This window comes from Cupriavidus sp. L7L, assembly GCF_004353535.1.
GTDB classification, from domain to species: Bacteria; Pseudomonadota; Gammaproteobacteria; order Burkholderiales; family Burkholderiaceae; genus Cupriavidus; species Cupriavidus oxalaticus_A.
Genome location: NZ_SMNY01000001.1, coordinates 1 through 15995, shown reverse-complemented (window position 1 = coordinate 15995; position 15995 = coordinate 1). Strand labels below are relative to the sequence as shown.

16 protein-coding genes, 1 other RNA gene and 1 riboswitch are annotated in these 15995 nt (G+C 69.3%); of the genes, 9 read left to right on the top strand and 8 right to left on the bottom strand.

What is annotated here, in order from left to right; translation table 11 throughout:
• Positions 1-16: 16 nt before the first annotated feature.
• The 4 genes from E1J61_RS00085 to E1J61_RS00070 form a co-directional block, all read right to left on the bottom strand.
• Positions 17-457 (bottom strand): EVE domain-containing protein, encoded by a 441-nt coding sequence (locus tag E1J61_RS00085; protein ID WP_133092377.1) that lies wholly within the window; start codon positions 455-457, stop codon positions 17-19.
• Positions 458-597: 140 nt separating this feature from the next.
• Positions 598-815: non-coding RNA, 6S RNA (ssrS, locus tag E1J61_RS00080), on the bottom strand.
• A 304-nt stretch (positions 816-1119) separates the two neighbouring features.
• Positions 1120-1452 carry a cell division protein ZapA gene (locus E1J61_RS00075; RefSeq protein WP_133092165.1) on the bottom strand — a complete coding sequence of 111 codons (333 nt, stop codon included), beginning with the start codon at positions 1450-1452 and terminating at the stop codon, positions 1120-1122.
• Positions 1449-1760, bottom strand: a complete 312-nt coding sequence (locus E1J61_RS00070; protein ID WP_133092164.1) for a hypothetical protein — start codon at positions 1758-1760, stop codon at positions 1449-1451. The genes E1J61_RS00075 and E1J61_RS00070 overlap by 4 nt, the downstream gene beginning before the upstream one ends.
• 189 nt (positions 1761-1949) lie before the next feature.
• Positions 1950-2267: riboswitch (cobalamin riboswitch) on the top strand.
• Positions 2268-2340: 73 nt separating this feature from the next.
• On the opposite strand from E1J61_RS00070, the gene E1J61_RS00065 reads away from it, so the two are divergent.
• From E1J61_RS00065 to E1J61_RS00035, 7 genes are read left to right on the top strand one after another with little or no spacing between them, the layout of a single operon-like run.
• Positions 2341-4251, top strand: coding sequence for a TonB-dependent receptor domain-containing protein (locus E1J61_RS00065; protein WP_133092163.1), 1911 nt, complete (start codon positions 2341-2343; stop codon positions 4249-4251).
• A gap of 15 nt (positions 4252-4266) precedes the next feature.
• Complete coding sequence (locus tag E1J61_RS00060) at positions 4267-5274, top strand: iron ABC transporter permease (protein ID WP_133092162.1); 1008 nt, start codon at positions 4267-4269, stop codon at positions 5272-5274.
• On the top strand, positions 5271-6119 hold the full coding sequence (locus tag E1J61_RS00055; RefSeq protein ID WP_133092161.1) for an ABC transporter ATP-binding protein: 849 nt from the start codon (positions 5271-5273) through the stop codon (positions 6117-6119). Before E1J61_RS00060 ends, E1J61_RS00055 begins: the two co-directional genes overlap by 4 nt.
• Positions 6116-6748 carry a cob(I)yrinic acid a,c-diamide adenosyltransferase gene (gene cobO, locus E1J61_RS00050; RefSeq protein ID WP_133092160.1) on the top strand — a complete coding sequence of 211 codons (633 nt, stop codon included), beginning with the start codon at positions 6116-6118 and terminating at the stop codon, positions 6746-6748. Before E1J61_RS00055 ends, cobO begins: the two co-directional genes overlap by 4 nt.
• 31 nt (positions 6749-6779) lie before the next feature.
• A complete protein-coding gene (cobT, locus tag E1J61_RS00045; RefSeq protein ID WP_133092159.1) occupies positions 6780-7820 on the top strand; it encodes a nicotinate-nucleotide--dimethylbenzimidazole phosphoribosyltransferase in 1041 nt (346 codons plus the stop codon).
• Complete coding sequence (locus E1J61_RS00040; protein ID WP_133092158.1) at positions 7817-8632, top strand: adenosylcobinamide-GDP ribazoletransferase; 816 nt, start codon at positions 7817-7819, stop codon at positions 8630-8632. Before cobT ends, E1J61_RS00040 begins: the two co-directional genes overlap by 4 nt.
• Positions 8617-9204 (top strand): histidine phosphatase family protein, encoded by a 588-nt coding sequence (locus E1J61_RS00035; RefSeq protein ID WP_133092157.1) that lies wholly within the window; start codon positions 8617-8619, stop codon positions 9202-9204. Before E1J61_RS00040 ends, E1J61_RS00035 begins: the two co-directional genes overlap by 16 nt.
• 15 nt (positions 9205-9219) lie before the next feature.
• Here E1J61_RS00035 and E1J61_RS00030 read toward each other — a convergent pair whose 3' ends face one another.
• Genes E1J61_RS00030 through cobU form a run of 4 tightly spaced genes read right to left on the bottom strand, consistent with a single transcriptional unit; the run spans position 9220 to position 12793 of the window.
• Positions 9220-10134, bottom strand: coding sequence for a cobalamin-binding protein (locus E1J61_RS00030; protein ID WP_133092156.1), 915 nt, complete (start codon positions 10132-10134; stop codon positions 9220-9222).
• Between the two features lie 9 nt (positions 10135-10143).
• Positions 10144-11163 carry a threonine-phosphate decarboxylase CobD gene (cobD, locus tag E1J61_RS00025; RefSeq protein ID WP_133092155.1) on the bottom strand — a complete coding sequence of 340 codons (1020 nt, stop codon included), beginning with the start codon at positions 11161-11163 and terminating at the stop codon, positions 10144-10146.
• The gene (gene cbiB / locus E1J61_RS00020) at positions 11160-12134 is read right to left on the bottom strand and encodes an adenosylcobinamide-phosphate synthase CbiB (RefSeq protein WP_133092154.1); all 975 of its coding nucleotides are present in this window, start codon (positions 12132-12134) and stop codon (positions 11160-11162) included. Before cbiB ends, cobD begins: the two co-directional genes overlap by 4 nt.
• The gene (gene cobU, locus E1J61_RS00015) at positions 12128-12793 is read right to left on the bottom strand and encodes a bifunctional adenosylcobinamide kinase/adenosylcobinamide-phosphate guanylyltransferase (RefSeq protein WP_133092153.1); all 666 of its coding nucleotides are present in this window, start codon (positions 12791-12793) and stop codon (positions 12128-12130) included. Before cobU ends, cbiB begins: the two co-directional genes overlap by 7 nt.
• Positions 12794-12865: 72 nt before the next feature.
• On the opposite strand from cobU, the gene E1J61_RS00010 reads away from it, so the two are divergent.
• Positions 12866-14374: a cobyric acid synthase gene (locus E1J61_RS00010; protein ID WP_133092152.1), complete on the top strand. Its 1509-nt coding sequence runs from the start codon at positions 12866-12868 to the stop codon at positions 14372-14374.
• 155 nt (positions 14375-14529) lie between these two features.
• Positions 14530-15723, top strand: coding sequence for a PepSY domain-containing protein (locus E1J61_RS00005; protein ID WP_133092151.1), 1194 nt, complete (start codon positions 14530-14532; stop codon positions 15721-15723).
• Positions 15724-15995 lie beyond the last annotated feature (272 nt).

Genomic DNA, 15995 nt, shown 5'->3' with positions numbered 1-15995 from the left:
GGTCAGCGCGCCGGTGTCAGCGCATCAGCTTGCCGGTAATGAAGCGCCATTCCGCCGGCGTGACCGGCGTGATCGAGAGCCGGTTGCCACGGCGCAGCACCACCATGTCGGCCAGTTCTTCATGCTCGCGCAGCGCGGCCAGCGAAATCAGCTCGCTCTTGCGCTCGAAGCGCACGTCGACCAGCAGCCAGCGCGGCGTATCGGGCGTCGACGCGGCGTCGTAGTACGGGCTCTTGGCATCGAACTGGGTCGGGTCGGGGTAGGGCGTGGAGCAGACCTCGGCCAGGCCGGCAATGCCGGGCTCGGGACACGACGAGTGGTAGAACAGCACGCCGTCGCCGATCTGCATGGTGTCGCGCATGAAGTTGCGCGCCTGGTAGTTGCGCACGCCGGTCCACGGCAGCGTCCCCTCGCGGGCGAGGTCGTCAATGCTGGCCTCGTCCGGTTCCGATTTCATCAGCCAGTACTGGCGGGCGCGTTTGGTCGGGTTCGGGCTCACGGCGCGGTTCGAGGATGAAGGGGTCGGAGTGCGCGGGCAGGGCCACGCGCGTGCGCAAAGAAAAAAGGCGATGGTTCAGAAAACCACCGCCTTTTTAGGGGGTCCCCGCCTCGGCCGCTGGGTCGGCATCCTGAACCCAAGTGAGGTTCAGAGTGGCTGCGGAAGTCGCATTTCGGGTACATCATCCACTCAGGGAGTCCAAGCCAGGCCCGGACTATGAATGCGACGACGCGCTCGCCCACGCGACATGATCCCGCACCATGCAATGCATATCGGTTCAAGGAGTTTATGACCCTCACGAACCAGGCAGGGAAACTGTCAAACGTCTGACGCTACAACCGCTTCGACCGGCCGGGTAGGTGACCTGCCTGCGGGATGTCAGACGTTTGCCGTTTCTAACTAGGATGGGATGAAAACGGCGGCCGGGCGCGATAACCTGGCCAGTCAGCTGCACTTTTGTGGTGCCTCGTGCAGTCTGGCTACACTATACACCGCGTCGCAGGCCTTACCAAGTCCACACGCGCGTATCGTTACATTTTGCGCGACAGCGCGGCATCCGCTGCACATCCCTCCATTTTCACGGTATATAAGGCTGCCCGGCTGGGTTTCAACCGGCCCGTTCAGCCCCGCGTGCCGGTACCCACGTGCGCGTATTGCCGCAACGCTTCGTCGGCGCGTTCGTTCAGTTCGCGGATGCGCGCGTGGATGGCCTCGACCGGGATCGTGCCTTCGGCCTGCTGCTTGCGCTGCAGGGCCAGCAGATCGGACGCGATCGAAATCGCGGCCATCACCGCCACGCGCTCGACGCCCTTGGCGGCAACGCCGTTGCGCAGCTTGTTCATCTGCGTGTCGACCAGTGCCACGGCCTCGAGCAGCGCGGCCTCGTTCTCGGGCGCGATGGCAAAGCGGTACGGCTGGCCGGCGATATTGACTTCGACTTGCTTGTTGCTCATGCGTGTTCTCCGGAGGCCTTGTGCGGCTCTGCCGCGGCGCCCTCGCCCAGCAGGTCGAGCTGGCGCGTGTCGCTGGCGGTCGGCAGCTTGTCAAGGATGGACTGGATGCGCAGCTGCGCTTCCTCGATCTTGATGTTGAGCAACTCGCGGTCGGCTGCCATGGCCTCGCGCTCGCTGCGCAACTGCGCGGCTTCACCCTCCAGCCGGGCGATCTCGTCGCGCAGCCGCTGGTTTTCCGCCGCCAGGGTGTCCGCATGGTGCAGCACGCGCCCGATCTTCGCGGCCAGTTGTTCGAGTTCGTTGAGCATAGGGCCTGTCATGATGGGATAAAGGTCAGGTAACGCGATTCTAGCCGATGCGCCGCCGCGCACAATGCGAAGGAAAGCGTTTGTGACCGGGTACCTGCATGGAAGTTGCAGCCTTCTGCACCCAAAACCACGGCAGAGTTGTGACAAAACACTACGGGCGCCGCGTTGACTCGGGTAGCGAAACTCCCTACACTCGCGCACGTTCCAGGTGCTCGCCCTTTTCGTCCCTGGCGAAAGGGCAGTTCAACGGGAAACAGGGAGCCTTACCGGCCGCGCGCCGGACGGGCCAACCTGTGCTGCCCCCGCAACGGTAAGCGACCGCGTGCGCATCCGCCAGCGCCAGCCACTTCCGCAGCCAGCTGCCGGAAGGGCCGCCGGCAACGACCGGGATCCGATCCCGGCCACATGTCCACGCAGGACCGGCCGCACGCCACTGAACCTCGGGTTCGGGAAGGCGCCGGTTCCGAGTCGCCAGCCCGGATACCGGCCTGAACGCGGGCTGCCGCCCGTGCGCGGCACGCCTCATCGCCATATGGTCCGCGGGGGAACGGGCCCGGCCGTTCCTACCTAGTCCTGCATCATGCGTTCATCGCTCCACAGGTCGACCCGCCCGGCAGCAGCCCCGGCGGTGCGTCCGCTCGTGCCCGCAACCTCGTCTGCGATTGCGGCAGCCATTGCCTCGTTCACCCTGGTCCCGGCCACCTCGTTCGCGCAAGCCGCCGACAGCGGCACCGCCCAGCAACTGGCCCCGGTGGTGGTGACCTCCACCCGCACCGCGCAATCCATTACCGAGGCACTGCCGCACACGACGGTGGTGACGCAGCAAGATATCGTCAACTCGCAGGCGCCCGACCTGCGCACGCTGCTGCGCAACCAGGCCGGCGTGGAGCTCACCGCCAATGGCGGCATGGGCACCAACACCTCGCTGTTCATGCGCGGCGCCAACTCCAACCAGACGCTGATCCTGATCGATGGCGTGCGCGTGTCGTCGGCCAGCAGCGGCACCGCGCAGCTGGCCAATATCCTGCCCGACCAGATCGACCGGATCGAGGTGGTACGCGGCAACGTGTCGGCGCTGTACGGCTCGGACGCGATCGGCGGCGTGGTGCAGATCTTTACCAAGAGCGGTGCGGGCCAGGCCCCGGCGGCCAATGCGTCGGTGGAGTACGGCAGCAACAACACGCGCCAGGGCACGGTCGGCTACGGCGGGCAGGTGGGCGATACCTCGTTCAACCTGACCGGATCGGCGTTCAAGACCGATGGCTTCTCGTCGATCAATACGCAACAGGCGCCGCGCGCCAACCCCAACGACAACCCCTACGAGAACCAGAGCGTGTCGGGCCAGGTGAAGCACCGCTTCACGCCCGACTGGGATGCGGGCTTCAGCGGCTACTACTCGAAGAGCAAGCTGTCGTTCGACAGCGCCTTCGGCCGCCCGACCGACGACAACCGCACCAACAGCGAGCTGTACACGCTGTCGGCCTTCGTCAACGGCAAGCTCGGCGCCGACTGGACCACGCACTTCAAGCTGTCGCAGAGCGCGGACAACAGCGACACCTTCCTGAACGGGCGTCCCAACGGCACCTTCAATACCCGCAACCGCCAGTTCAACTGGCAGAACGAGTACGCGGTCGCCGCCAACCACACGCTGCTGTTCGGCACCGACTACCTGCAGCAGGAACTGGTCTCGAGCGCCTACGGCGCGCCCACGCGCAACGTGTTCTCGGTGTTCGGCGGCTACGACGGGCGCATCGGCAAGCACCAGCTGCAGCTCAACGCGCGCAACGACCATTATTCCGACTTCGGCAACCAGGGCAGCTTCTTCGCCGGCTACGGCTATAACGTGACCGATGCGTTCAAGCTGATCGCCAGCGTCAGCAACGCCTTCCGCGCGCCGACCTTCAACGAGCTGTACTTCCCCAACTTCGGCCAGCCCAACCTGCAGCCGGAGCGCGCCAAGTCGGTCGAGGCGGGCGTGCAATACACCACCGCCACGGCGGGCCTGCTGCGCGTGACCGCGTTCGAGACCCGTTACGACGACCTGATCGTGTCGGCGCTGCAGCCCAACGGCATGTTCCTGGCGGAGAACGTCAACAAGGCCAAGGTGCAGGGCATCGAGGCGTCGTGGCGCGCCACCGTGTACGGCACCGACGTTGGCGCCAGCGTGACCTTCCAGAACCCGGTCGACGAGCAGAACGACACCCAGCTGCTGCGCCGCGCGCGACGCCACGCCGCGCTGGACGTGGGCCGCAACTTCGGCAACTGGCGCTTCGGCGGCGAATGGCTGGTATCGTCGTCGCGCATGGACGCCGGTTCGCGCCGCCTGGGCGGATACGGTATCGTCAACCTCAACGCCCGCTACAACATCGACAAGCAATGGTTCGTTGCCGCCCGCGTCGAAAACCTGTTCGACAAGGACTACCAGCTCGCTTACCCCTACAACACGCAGGGGCGTGCGGGCTTCATCACGCTGGGCTGGCGCCAGCGATGAGCGCACGGGCGCGCCATGTCTGAGTTCCGGCACGCCCTGGCGGTGTGGCTGGCGCTTGCCGTTGCGTCAGCCGCAGTCTTCGCGGCCTCGCTCGCGCTGGGCAGCGTATCGCTCGATGCGCGCGAGCTGTGGCAGGCGCTCAGCGGTGCCGACACTGGTACCGCGGGCGCCATCGTGCGCGAGCTGCGCCTGCCGCGCGCGGCCGCGGCCTTTGCCTGCGGCGGCCTGCTGGCGCTGTCCGGCGCGCTGATGCAGGTGCTGCTGCGCAACCCGCTGGCCGAGCCCTATGTGCTGGGCGTCTCCGGCGGCGCGTCGGTCGGCGCCTTGCTGGCGATGCTGGTGCTGTCGCCGTGGTGGGGCGTGCAGACGGCCGCCGCCGTCGGCGCGCTGGGCTCGATGCTGCTGGTGGCAACGCTGGCACGGCGCGACCTGCTGCACCCGCAGGTGCAGGGCGGCCATCGCGAGGCCGGCGCGCGCCTGCTGCTGACTGGCGTGATCATGGCCGCGGGGTGGGGCGCGGTGATCACGCTGATCCTTGCCGTGGCGCCGGAATCGCGGCTGCGCGGCATGCTGTTCTGGCTGACCGGCGACCTGGGCGGCACCGCCAGCTACGGCGGCGCGCTGGCGACGATGATCGTCGCGCTGCTGCTGGCCATGCCGATGGCGCGCGCGCTCAACGTGATGCTGCTGGGCGAGACCGTGGCGCAGTCGCTGGGCGTGCGCGTGGGCCGGGTGCGGCTGCTGACCTTCCTGCTGGCTTCCGTGTCCATTGCCGTGGCCATTACCACGGCCGGTTCGATCGGCTTTATCGGCCTGGTCGTGCCGCACCTGGTGCGGCTCGCATGGGGCAACGACCAGCGCCTGCTGCTGCCGGCGGCGGTGCTGCTGGGCGGTGCGCTGCTAATGGCGGCCGACCTGGTCGCGCGCACCGTGATCGCACCGGCGCAGCTGCCGGTCGGGGTGATCACCGCGCTGCTGGGTGTGCCGACCTTTCTCTACCTGCTGCTGCGGAGGCCGCGATGAACGCGAGCGCCGACTGGTCGCTGCCGCTAGCCGCCTGCCCGGTGCTGGCGCTGCGCGACGTGCGGCTGCGCACCGGCCAGCGCGTGCTGGTCGATGACCTGACGCTGGACATCGGCCCCGGCCAGCTGTGGTGCATCGCCGGGCCCAACGGCGCCGGCAAGTCCACGCTGATGACCGCGTTGGCGGGCCTGCGCCACGTGGACGGCGGCACTGTCGAGATCGACGGCAAGCCTGCCGTGCAGGTGGCGCCGTCGGCGCTGGCACGCCAGCGTGCCTACCTGCCGCAGGCGGTGCACGATACGTTCTCCATGTCGGTGCTCGATGCGGTGCGCGTAGGCCGCCACCCGCACCTGTCCGGCTGGGGCTGGACCGGGCGCGAGGACGACCGTGTGGTGCACGACACCATCCGCGCCATGGATATCGAGGCACTGGCGGCCCGCGACGTGCTGACGCTGTCCGGCGGCGAGCGGCAGCGCGCCTCGCTCGCCGCGGCGCTGGCGCAGCAGGCGCCGCTGCTGCTGCTCGACGAGCCGGTCTCGCACCTCGACCTGCGCCACCAGATCCTGGTGCTGGAGCAGCTTGCCGCGCTGGCCCGCGCCGGTCGCCATGCCATCGTGGTGATCCTGCACGACCTGACGCTGGCGCTGCGCTACGCCACCCACGCCTTGCTGATGGCCGAGGACAGCACCGCGCTGCATGGTCCGGCGGCACAGGTACTCACTCCCGAACATTGCTCCCGCGCGCTGCGCACCCGCATCGTCAGCGTCAGCGACGGCGTGCATACTGCACTGATTCCCGATGGCGCCAAGGCGCCGCGATTCTTTACGCAAGGCCCGAGTAAATGACCGATTCTCACAATCCCGCCACCGACGACCCGGAGCGCGACGCACGCCACAAGGCGCGCATGGTGCGCAAGAAAGAAGTGATCGACGCCAAGATCGCCGCCGCGCAGGACGAGCGCGGCGTGATCGTGATCACGACCGGCAACGGCAAGGGCAAATCCAGCTCCGGCTTCGGCATGGTGGTGCGCGCGCTCGGACACGGCATGCGCGCCGGCGTGGTCCAGTTCATCAAGGGCGCGCAGCCGACCGGCGAAGAGATGTTCCTGCGCCGCTTCCCCGAGGAATGTGCTTTTCACGTGATGGGCGAGGGCTATACCTGGGACACCCAGGACCGCGCGCGCGACGTGGCCAAGGCCGAAGCCGCGTGGGAAGTGGCCCGCGGCATGCTGCGCGACCCGGCCGTCGGGCTGGTGCTGCTCGATGAACTCAACATCGCGCTCAAGCTGCACTATCTTGATGTGGATCGGGTCATTGCCGACCTGCGCGCACGCCCGCCGATGCAGCACGTGGTCATTACCGGCCGCGGCGCGCCGCCGGCGCTGGTGGAGGCGGCCGATACCGTCACCGACATGACGCCGGTCAAGCACGCCTTCCAGCAGGGCATCAAGGCGCAGCGCGGCGTGGAAATGTAGTCCTCGATACAGATCTCAAAGCCACAGCATCATGCAGTTTCCCGAAATCACTCCTCTCGACAACACACTGCGTCCCGTGCTGCAGGCCGCCATCGACGACAAGACCAAGCCGCTCGGCGCGCTCGGCCGGCTCGAGTCGCTGGCGCTGCAGCTGGGGCTGATCCTCGGCACGCAGCGCCCCGTGCTGCAGCGGCCGACGGTGCTCGTCTTTGCCGCGGATCACGGCGTGGCCGACGCGGGCGTCAGCGCCTATCCGGCCGAGGTTACCGCGCAGATGGTCAGGAATTTCCTGGCCGGCGGCGCGGCGATCAATGTGTTCTCGCGCCAGCACGGTATTGCGCTGGAAATCGTCGACGCCGGCGTGCGCGTGCCGCTGCCGGCGGCACCCGGGCTGGTCAACTGCCGCATCGCCGACGGCACCCGCAACTTCGCGCAGGAACCGGCGATGACGGCGGAACAGGCCGCGGCGGCGATGACGGCCGGCATGGCGCGCGTGCTGCGCCATGCCCAGCAGGGCTGCAATGTGATCGGCTTCGGTGAGATGGGCATTGCCAATACCTCGGCCGCAGCGTGCCTGATGCAGCGGCTGACCGGGCTGCCGCTGGCGGACTGCATCGGCCGCGGCACCGGGCTGGACGATGCCGGGCTGGCGCGCAAGCGCGAGGTGCTGGAAGGCGCCCTCGCGCTGCACCCTGATGCGCAGGCGCCGCTCGATGTGCTGGCGACGTTCGGCGGCTTCGAGATCGCGATGATGGCTGGCGCCTTTCTCGCCGCCGCGGCCAGCCGCATGGTGATCCTGGTCGATGGCTTTATCGCCACGGCCGCGCTGCTGGTGGCGCAGCGCATCGACCCCAACGTGCTGCAGTACTGCGTGTTCACGCATTGCTCGCACGAGCGCGGCCACCGCGCGCTGCTGGACCACTTTGGCGCCGAACCGCTGCTGGCGCTGGACCTGCGCCTGGGCGAGGGCACCGGCGCGGCGCTGGCGTGGCCGCTGCTCGCGTCCGCGGTCGCGTTCCTCAACGAGATGGCGACCTTCAGCGGCGCCGGCGTCAGCACGGCCTCGGCATGAGTGTGCCGTCCGACCCCGCGCCCGCGCCGGCCGGCTTCGGCGGCGAGCTGCGCTATTTCTTTACCGCGCTGGGCTATTTCACGCGTGTGCCGCTGCCTGGCTGGCTGGCGCGATGGGTCGGGTTCGAGCCGCATTACCTGCATGCCGCGGCGCGTTATTTCCCGCTGGTGGGCCTGCTGGTCGGCGGCGCCGGTGCGCTGGTTACATGGGGCGCGCTGCAGTGGTGGCCGGTCGGCGTGGCGGTGCTGCTGGGAATGGCGGCCACGCTGCTGCTGACCGGCGCCTTCCATGAGGACGGCCTGGCGGACTGCGTCGATGCCTTCGGCGGCGCATGGCAGCGCGAAGACGTACTGCGCATCATGCATGACTCGCGCATCGGCGCGTTCGGCGCCATCGCACTGGTGGTGGCGCTGCTGCTCAAGTGGCAACTGCTGGTGGCGATCGGCACGCAGCACGGTGCGGCGGTATTGCTGGCGGTGCTGGTGGCAGCGCACGCCGCCAGCCGCGCGATGGCGGTCAGCTATCTCGCCACGCTGCAGTACGTGCGCCCGGAAGGCAAGGCCAAGCCTGTGGCGCAGCGGCTCGCCGGCGCGGGGCTGGGGTTCGCGCTGTTGTGCGGGGTGGTACCGCTGTGGCTGGTATCGCCATCGTTCTTTGCGGGCGCCGTGGCTGCGCTGCTAGTGTTGCGCGTGCTGCTCGGCCGCTACTTCGTGCGCCGCATCGGCGGCTATACCGGCGATTGCCTCGGCATGGCCCAGCAGTGCGCGGAGACCCTGATCTACCTGGTGGCATCGGCATGGACCTGGTCCTGATCCGCCATGCGCAGCCCGAGGTGGCTGCGGGCACCTGCTACGGCTGCCTCGACCTGCCGCTGGTGTCGCCACTGATGCCGGTTGCCGCGCAGATCGTGGCGGGCCTGCCGGCGCCCGCGCGCATCGTCAGCAGCCCGCTGGTGCGTGCGCTCGGGACCGCGCAGGCGCTGGTGCAGACCTTGCCGGCCGGCGTGCCGGCTATTCCGGCTATTGCCACCGAACCGCTGTTGCGCGAGCTGGACTTCGGCAGCTGGGAAGGCGTACCGTGGGACGAGATCGACCGCGCCGCGCTCGACCAGTGGGCCGCGGACCTGCTGCATGCGCGCCCGCATGGCGGCGAGTCGCCGGCGCAGGCGATGGCGCGCGTGGCCGGCTGGGCCGACGCGCTCGATGTGCGGGACGATTGCTGCGTATGGGTGGTCGGCCATGCCGGGCCGATGCGCATGCTGGCCGCGCACTGGCTCGGCGTGCCGCTGGCGGTGACGGTCAACTGGGCGCTGGGCTTCGGCGCGAGCTGCCGCTTCCGGCTGGGTGCGGATGGGGCGCGGCTCGAATGGTGGAACCGGACTTAAAACCGCGGTGGCTGATCAGCGCGCCGGGCGCCGGCTGCGCGCCACGTCGAGGTCCTTGCAGATCTGCTCGATGCCTTGCACCACGCGCGGACCGGCGCGGTTGACCAGGTCGCCGTCGATCACGAACAGGTTGTTGCGCGCCACCGCGGTGATTTGCTTCCAGCGCTGCCACATCGCGTAGTCGGGCAGCGGCTGGTCCGAGCGCGTGGCACCCATGCCCGCGGTCAGCATTGCTTCCGGATTGCCCGCCACCACCGCCTCGACCGATACCGTCGGCACCAGTGGCGTCTCGGCCCCGAACAGGTTGCGCCCGCCGCACAGCGCCAGCATGTCGCTGACCAGGTGCTGGCCGTTGAGCGTCATCAGCGGCTGCTGCCAGACCTGGTAGAACACGGTCACCGGCGGCCGTGCCGCGTAGGTCTTGCGCAGCGTCTCCACCTGCTGGCGGAAGCTGTCGGCGGCGCGCCGCGCGGTGGCTTCCGTGCCCAGCAGGGTGCCCAGCTTCTCCACGTTTTCCGGGATCGATGCCAGCTTGCGCGGCTCGCTGTAGAACAGCGGCAGGCCCAGGGCGCGCAGGCGGTCGGTCTGCTTCTGAGCATTGCCATGGCGCCAGACCACGATCAGGTCCGGCTTGAGCGCGGCGATGCGCTCCAGGTCCAGCGCCTTGTTGTCGCCCACGCGCGGGATGTCGCGCGCCTGTGGCGGGTAGTCGCTGTAGTGGACCGTGCCGACGATGCGGTCGCCGCCGCCGGCGGCAAAGATCATCTCGGTCACGTGCGGCGCCAGCGAGATCACGCGGCGTGCCGGCTGCGCCAGCGTGATGGTCTGGCCGGCATCGTCGACCACCGATACGGCGGCCTGCGCCGCGGGTGCGGCAAGCAGGGCGGTGGCGGCCAGCATCGGGGCAATGGCGAATTTCAATGCGTACATGGCGAGGTTTCAGGCGGTCACCGCGGCCAGCGCGGCATCGAGCCGCTGCCAGCAGGCCGGCCGGTCGGGCGGCAGGCCCAGGCGCAGGCTCGGCAGGCAGCCGCCTGCGGCGTCGAAATATCGGGTCCAGACGCCATGGCGCGCCAGCGCTTCGTGCAGCGCCAGCGCCTCGGCATGCGGTACCCAGCAAAACAACGGGTGCACGACAGCGGTCAGCCCGTGGCGCGCCAGCAGCGTGCCGAGCCGCGCGCCGGACAGGCCCAGTTGCGCACGGTTGGCTTCCTGCCACTGGCGGTCCGCCAGCGCATGCCGGGCGACGGCGCGCGCCGGCCCCGAGACGGTCCAGTGGCCCAGCCGCTCATGAAGCGCATCGAGCAACGGCCGGTGCGCCAGCACGAAGCCGCAGCGGATACCGGCGAGACCGTAGAACTTGCCGACCGAGCGCAGCACTACCAATCCTTCAGTGCCGCTGTGGGCGGCGACCGATGCCGCGGGCAGGCAATCGATGAAGGCTTCATCGACCAGCAGCGTGCCGCCGCGACGTGCCAGCGCGGCATGCCAATGGAGCAGCATTGCCGCTGGCAGCAGCCGGGCGGTGGGGTTGTTGGGATTGACGACGACCAGATGGTCGAGCGTATCGGCAAGGTCCGCGCGAGTGAAGTCCGCTTCGTCCAGCAGCACCACTGTATGTCCGGCTGCGGCGAACGCGGGCGCGTACTCGCTGTAGCCGAGCGCGGCAATGCCGACGCGCCTCGGCCGCAGCAGGCCTGGCAGCGTGCGGATCGCGGCCTGCGAGCCGGCCACCGGCAACGCCTGCGGCGCGCCGAAGGCGTGTGCCGCCAGCTCGGCAAGCCCATCCCCGTCCTGCGGCAGCCGCTGCCACGCGGAAGCGGGCAGCGCCGGCACGGGGTAGCCGTCGGGATGGATGCCGGTGGACAAGTCGAGCCAGTCGGCTTCGGCACGGCCGTAGCGGCGTACCGCGGCCAGCAGGTTGCCGCCATGGCGGATCGGGGGAAGGGCAGGGCTCACGTCGGTGCGGACACGGCAAGAACGGCCAGCGCGCTGGCGCCCGCAAGCGCCAGCCACAGCCACAAGGTACGTTGCACCAGCCGCAGGCACGCCATCACGTGCTCGGCCTGCGGTGCGCTGCCTGCACCCAGCGGCGGACGTTGTTCCAGCTCGCCGTGATAGCGCGCCGGTCCGCCAAGCTGCACGCCGACCGCGCCGGCGCCCGCCGCCATCACCGGTCCGGCATTGGGGCTGGACCATGCCGGCGCCTGCGTGCGCCAGCAGCGCAGCGCCTGGGTGGTGGCGCCCAGCAGCGCGTACGACAGCGCGGTCAGCCGCGCGGGAAGCAGGTTGAGCGCATCGTCGAGGCGCGCCGCCGCCCAGCCGAAATATTGCAGCCGCGGCGTGCGGTAGCCCCACATCGCATCGAGGGTATTGGCCAGCCGGAACACGATCACCGCGGGCGCGCCGCCGAGCAGGAACCAGAACAGCGCGCCGAAGACCGCGTCGTTGCCGTTCTCCAGCGCCGATTCGCAGGCGGCGCGCGCCAGCGCTTCGGCATCGGCATCGGCGGTATCGCGCGAGACGATGCGTGCGGTGAGCGTCCGTGCGGCTGGCAGGTCGGACGCAGCGAGGGCGCCGGCAATCGGGGCGATATGCTGGTGCAGGCTGCGCGCGCCGAGCGCGGCGTACAGCGCGATGGCATGCAGCACCAGTGCCGCGAGCGAATGCCAGCGTGCCGCCGCATCGACCAGCCACCATGCGAGCGCAGCCGGCGCCAGCACCAGCACGCACCAGCAGGCAAGGCCCGCCAGGCGCTGCCGCCATGGCGCGCCGCGGCGTTGGGGATCGTTGCAGCGTCGTTCGAGGGCTGAAGCGAGGCGGCCAAAGCCGACCAGCGGATGGAAGCGGCGCGGCTCGCCCAGCCACCGGTCAAGCAGAACGCCGGCCAGCGCCGCGGCCACGCAAGCCGGCCAGGCCTGCATCAGCATGCGGGATCGGCGCCCTTGACCGGGACCGGGATGCCCGCCACCAGCAGCCGCACGCGGTCCGCGGCGGCGGCCAGCTTCTGGTTCAGGCGTCCCAGTTCATCGACGTAGAAGCGGGTGATCGCGCCCATCGGCACCACGCCGAAGCCGATCTCGTTGGAGACCAGTATCACGTGGCCGGGCAGCGTGGGCAGCGCGGTCAGCAGCGACTCGATCTCTTCGGTGAAGGCATCGGGCGGCGTGATCACGCCATGATCGGGATAGCTGCGGCCGTCGGGGAAGAGCAGGTTGTTCATCCACAGCGTCATGCAGTCCACCAGGATGCAGCCGTCGTGGCGCGCATTGGCATAGAGCGCATCGGCCAGCCGCACCGGCTCTTCCACCAGGCGCCAGTCGACGGGACGGCGGGCGCGGTGCAGCGCGATGCGGACTTCGAGTTCCTGGTCGGCCCGTGCGGGATCCTGGCGCGCGGTGGCGATATACGTGACCGGCCCGCCGGTGATGCCGGCGTGGTCGCTCGCCAGCTGTTCGGCGTAGTGGCTCTTGCCGGAGCGCGCGCCGCCCAGCACCAGCGTCAGCTGCCGCGCGCCGGATGCGCCGGCCGCAAGCGGCTTCTCCGCACTGGCGGTAGCGGGTTCAGGGACGATGGCCGGGGTTTCCATCCGCGTATTGTAGCCGCCGCATCCGACCCTCGCATCCCGCCATCGCATGAAGGCCGATGCGATAATCCGCCGATGTATACCGATTCCCCGCTTTCCTTGCCGCCGGGTGCCCTGCGCGGCACGCTGATGGTCCAGGGCACCACCTCCGATGCCGGCAAGAGCACCGTGGTCGCGGGGCTGTGCCGCGTGCTGGCGCGCGCCGGCACGCGCGTGGCGCCGTTCAAGCCGCAGAACATGGCGCTGAACAGCGCGGTGACCGCGGACGGCGGCGAAATCGGCCGCGCGCAGGCGCTGCAGGCGCAGGCCGCGCGGCTGGCGCCCCATACCGACATGAACCCGGTGCTGCTCAAGCCCAGCAGCGACACCGGCGCGCAGGTGATCATCCATGGCCGCGCGCGGCTCGACCTCGATGCCCGCGCCTACCACGCCTACAAGCCCGAGGCGATGAAGGCGGTGCTCGCCTCGCACGCGCGGCTGGAACAGGCCTATGACGTGGTGCTGGTGGAAGGCGCCGGCAGCCCCGCCGAGATCAACCTGCGCGAGCGCGATATCGCCAACATGGGCTTCGCCGAGCGGGTCGATTGCCCGGTGGTGCTGGTCGCCGATATCGATCGCGGCGGCGTGTTCGCGCACCTGGTCGGCACGCTCGATTGCCTGTCTGACAGCGAACGCGCGCGCGTGACCGGCTTCATCATCAACCGCTTCCGCGGCGATATCAGCCTGCTCGAGCCGGGTCTCGACTGGCTCACCGCACGCACCGGCAAGCCAGTGTTCGGCGTGCTGCCGTACCTGCACGGCCTGCACCTGGATGCGGAGGACGCCATCATCGGCACCCAGGCCACCAGGTCCGGGGCGCGGCGGCTGCGCGTGATCGTGCCGGTGCTGCCGCGCATCGCCAACCATACCGACTTCGACGCGCTGCGCGCGCATCCGCAGGTAGACCTGCAGTTCATCGGGCCCGGCATGCCGGTCCCGCCTGCCGACCTGGTGGTGCTGCCCGGCAGCAAGAGCGTGCGTGCCGACCTGGCGTTCCTGCGCGCCAACGGCTGGGAGGCGGCGCTGCAGCGGCACCTGCGCTACGGCGGCAAGCTGGTCGGCATCTGCGGCGGCATGCAGATGCTGGGCCGGCAGGTGCATGACCCCGACGGCCGCGAAGGCCCGGCCGGCAGCAGCGCGGGCCTGGGCTGGCTCGACTACGAGACCACGCTCGCCGCCGAGAAGCAGCTGCGCCAGGTCAGCGGCCGGTTGGCGGATGCGGACGCGCCAGTGCGGGGCTACGAGATCCATCTGGGCGTTACCACCGGCGCCGGGCTGGAGCGGCCCGCGCTGTGGCTCGACCGCGGCGACGGCACCATGCGCCCCGACGGCGCCTGCTCGGCCGATGGCCAGGTCATGGCGACCTATGTCCATGGCCTGTTCGACGATCCGGCCGGCTGCCAGGCGCTGCTGCACTGGGCAGGACTGGATGGCGCGCAGGCAGTGGACCTCGATGCGCTGCGCGAAGCGTCGATCGAGCGGCTTGCCGACACCCTGGCGGCGCACCTCGACCTGGGGACAATGTTCGCGCCGCTGCAACGCTGAGCAGTCGTTGCGGATCCGCCATTGCGCGGATTGTGCCGTCTCCGCGCAACTTCTCCCTGTTAGAATCGCGAATCTTTCGCATTTGCATTCCGTCGCGATATGGCTTTCGGGTCATATCGAGCACGCTGCAGCGTCTCAAATACACAACACAAGCCATGGTCACTGGCCGCCTGCGCGTCGTCCTCGTCAAGCTCCATCTCTATATCGGGCTGAGCCTCGGCCTGCTTTTTGTCCTGTTGGGCCTGACCGGCATGGCCATCGCGTGGCGCGATGAGCTCGATGCCTGGCTCAACCCGGACCTGCTGGTTGCGTCGGCGCCCGCCAGTGGAATCGTTACGCCGGCTGCCGTCCAGGCCGTGACCGAGCGCCTGGCCGCGCCGCCGTATGGCCGGCCCAACCTGCTGATGCTGCCGACCCACGACGAAGGCGTCTTCATCGCCTGGTATCCGGTCAAGGGGCCGGAGGGCGTGGTACCGGGCCGCTCGCGGCAGGTGATGGTCGATCCGGTGACGCTGGCGGTGAAGGGCGAGCGCGTGTGGGGCGAGCCCGGCGTCTCGCGCCGGCTGCTGCTGCCCACGCTGTTCCACCTGCACCGTTACCTGCTCAGCGGCGAGACCGGCAAGACCATCACCGGCGTGGCGGGCATGCTGTTGCTGCTGACCACGCTGGTGGGCGTGGTGGTGTGGTGGCCCAAGACGAAACTGCGCGCATGGGCGCAGGCGTTCCGGATCAGCCATGGCGGCTCGTGGCCGCGCTTCAACTATTCGCTGCACCGGGCCGGCGGCATCCTGGCGGCGCCGGTGCTGGCCATCCTTGCCTTTTCGGGCTGGTACCTGAACCTGCCGAAATGGGTGACGCCGATCGTGGCGGGGGTGATGACGGTGACACCGCCGGCCAAGCATGTCTCGGCCCCGCATGCGCCCGATGCCCGCCCGCTTGACGCAGGCCAGATCATGGCGGCGGCGCAGTCCCAGTATCCCGACGCGCGCATCACCCGCATCAGCTTCCCGCGCAAGCCGGGCGATGCCTTCGAAGTGCGGCTGCGCCAGCCGGACGAGGTGCGCAAGGACAGCGGCGCGACCCGGCTCTGGCTCGACGCCTGGACCGGGACGCGGCTGGGCGCGAAGGACCCGCACGACGCGCCCGCCGGCGACACGCTGCTGAACTGGCTGTTCCCGCTGCATACCGGCGAGGCGTTCGGCCTGCCGGGGCGGATCTTCATCACGCTGTTCGGGCTGGCGCCGCTGGCCTTTGCCCTGACCGGCGTGCTGATCTGGTGGAAGCGGCGGCGCGGGCACCGCCGCCATGTCGTGAAGACGGCGCAGCGCTCAGCCATGCGCCGGGCATGAAAAAAGCAGGCCGGCGGCCTGCTTTTTTTGCGAAACCCGCTAACCCGAGCTTTGGCACGCGGCGCGCATAATGCTTTGATTTCTCACGGTTATGTGCGCGCGAGCGAGTCAATTACTGGGTACAGGCGACGGGGCTGACGTTGAGCAGGCGGAAGGCCTTTTCTTGAACTGGGGTCGGCCGCGTGATCATGACGATCTTTGCTTGCGGGTTCAGGGGGGTGTGACAGACGTTGTACGCGAGCGTGGCCAGATCATCGAGCAACGTACGGAAG

Excerpts from the sequence above, each read along its gene's own strand:
- E1J61_RS00085 (WP_133092377.1), bottom strand. The coding sequence starts at position 457 with ATGAAATCGGAACCGGACGAGGCCAGCATTGACGACCTCGCCCGCGAG.
- E1J61_RS00075 (WP_133092165.1), bottom strand. The coding sequence starts at position 1,452 with ATGAGCAACAAGCAAGTCGAAGTCAATATCGCCGGCCAGCCGTACCGC.
- E1J61_RS00070 (WP_133092164.1), bottom strand. The coding sequence starts at position 1,760 with ATGCTCAACGAACTCGAACAACTGGCCGCGAAGATCGGGCGCGTGCTG.
- E1J61_RS00065 (WP_133092163.1), top strand. The coding sequence starts at position 2,341 with ATGCGTTCATCGCTCCACAGGTCGACCCGCCCGGCAGCAGCCCCGGCG.
- E1J61_RS00060 (WP_133092162.1), top strand. The coding sequence starts at position 4,267 with ATGTCTGAGTTCCGGCACGCCCTGGCGGTGTGGCTGGCGCTTGCCGTT.
- E1J61_RS00055 (WP_133092161.1), top strand. The coding sequence starts at position 5,271 with ATGAACGCGAGCGCCGACTGGTCGCTGCCGCTAGCCGCCTGCCCGGTG.
- cobO (WP_133092160.1), top strand. The coding sequence starts at position 6,116 with ATGACCGATTCTCACAATCCCGCCACCGACGACCCGGAGCGCGACGCA.
- cobT (WP_133092159.1), top strand. The coding sequence starts at position 6,780 with ATGCAGTTTCCCGAAATCACTCCTCTCGACAACACACTGCGTCCCGTG.
- E1J61_RS00040 (WP_133092158.1), top strand. The coding sequence starts at position 7,817 with ATGAGTGTGCCGTCCGACCCCGCGCCCGCGCCGGCCGGCTTCGGCGGC.
- E1J61_RS00035 (WP_133092157.1), top strand. The coding sequence starts at position 8,617 with ATGGACCTGGTCCTGATCCGCCATGCGCAGCCCGAGGTGGCTGCGGGC.
- E1J61_RS00030 (WP_133092156.1), bottom strand. The coding sequence starts at position 10,134 with ATGTACGCATTGAAATTCGCCATTGCCCCGATGCTGGCCGCCACCGCC.
- cbiB (WP_133092154.1), bottom strand. The coding sequence starts at position 12,134 with ATGCTGATGCAGGCCTGGCCGGCTTGCGTGGCCGCGGCGCTGGCCGGC.
- cobU (WP_133092153.1), bottom strand. The coding sequence starts at position 12,793 with ATGGAAACCCCGGCCATCGTCCCTGAACCCGCTACCGCCAGTGCGGAG.
- E1J61_RS00010 (WP_133092152.1), top strand. The coding sequence starts at position 12,866 with ATGTATACCGATTCCCCGCTTTCCTTGCCGCCGGGTGCCCTGCGCGGC.
- E1J61_RS00005 (WP_133092151.1), top strand. The coding sequence starts at position 14,530 with ATGGTCACTGGCCGCCTGCGCGTCGTCCTCGTCAAGCTCCATCTCTAT.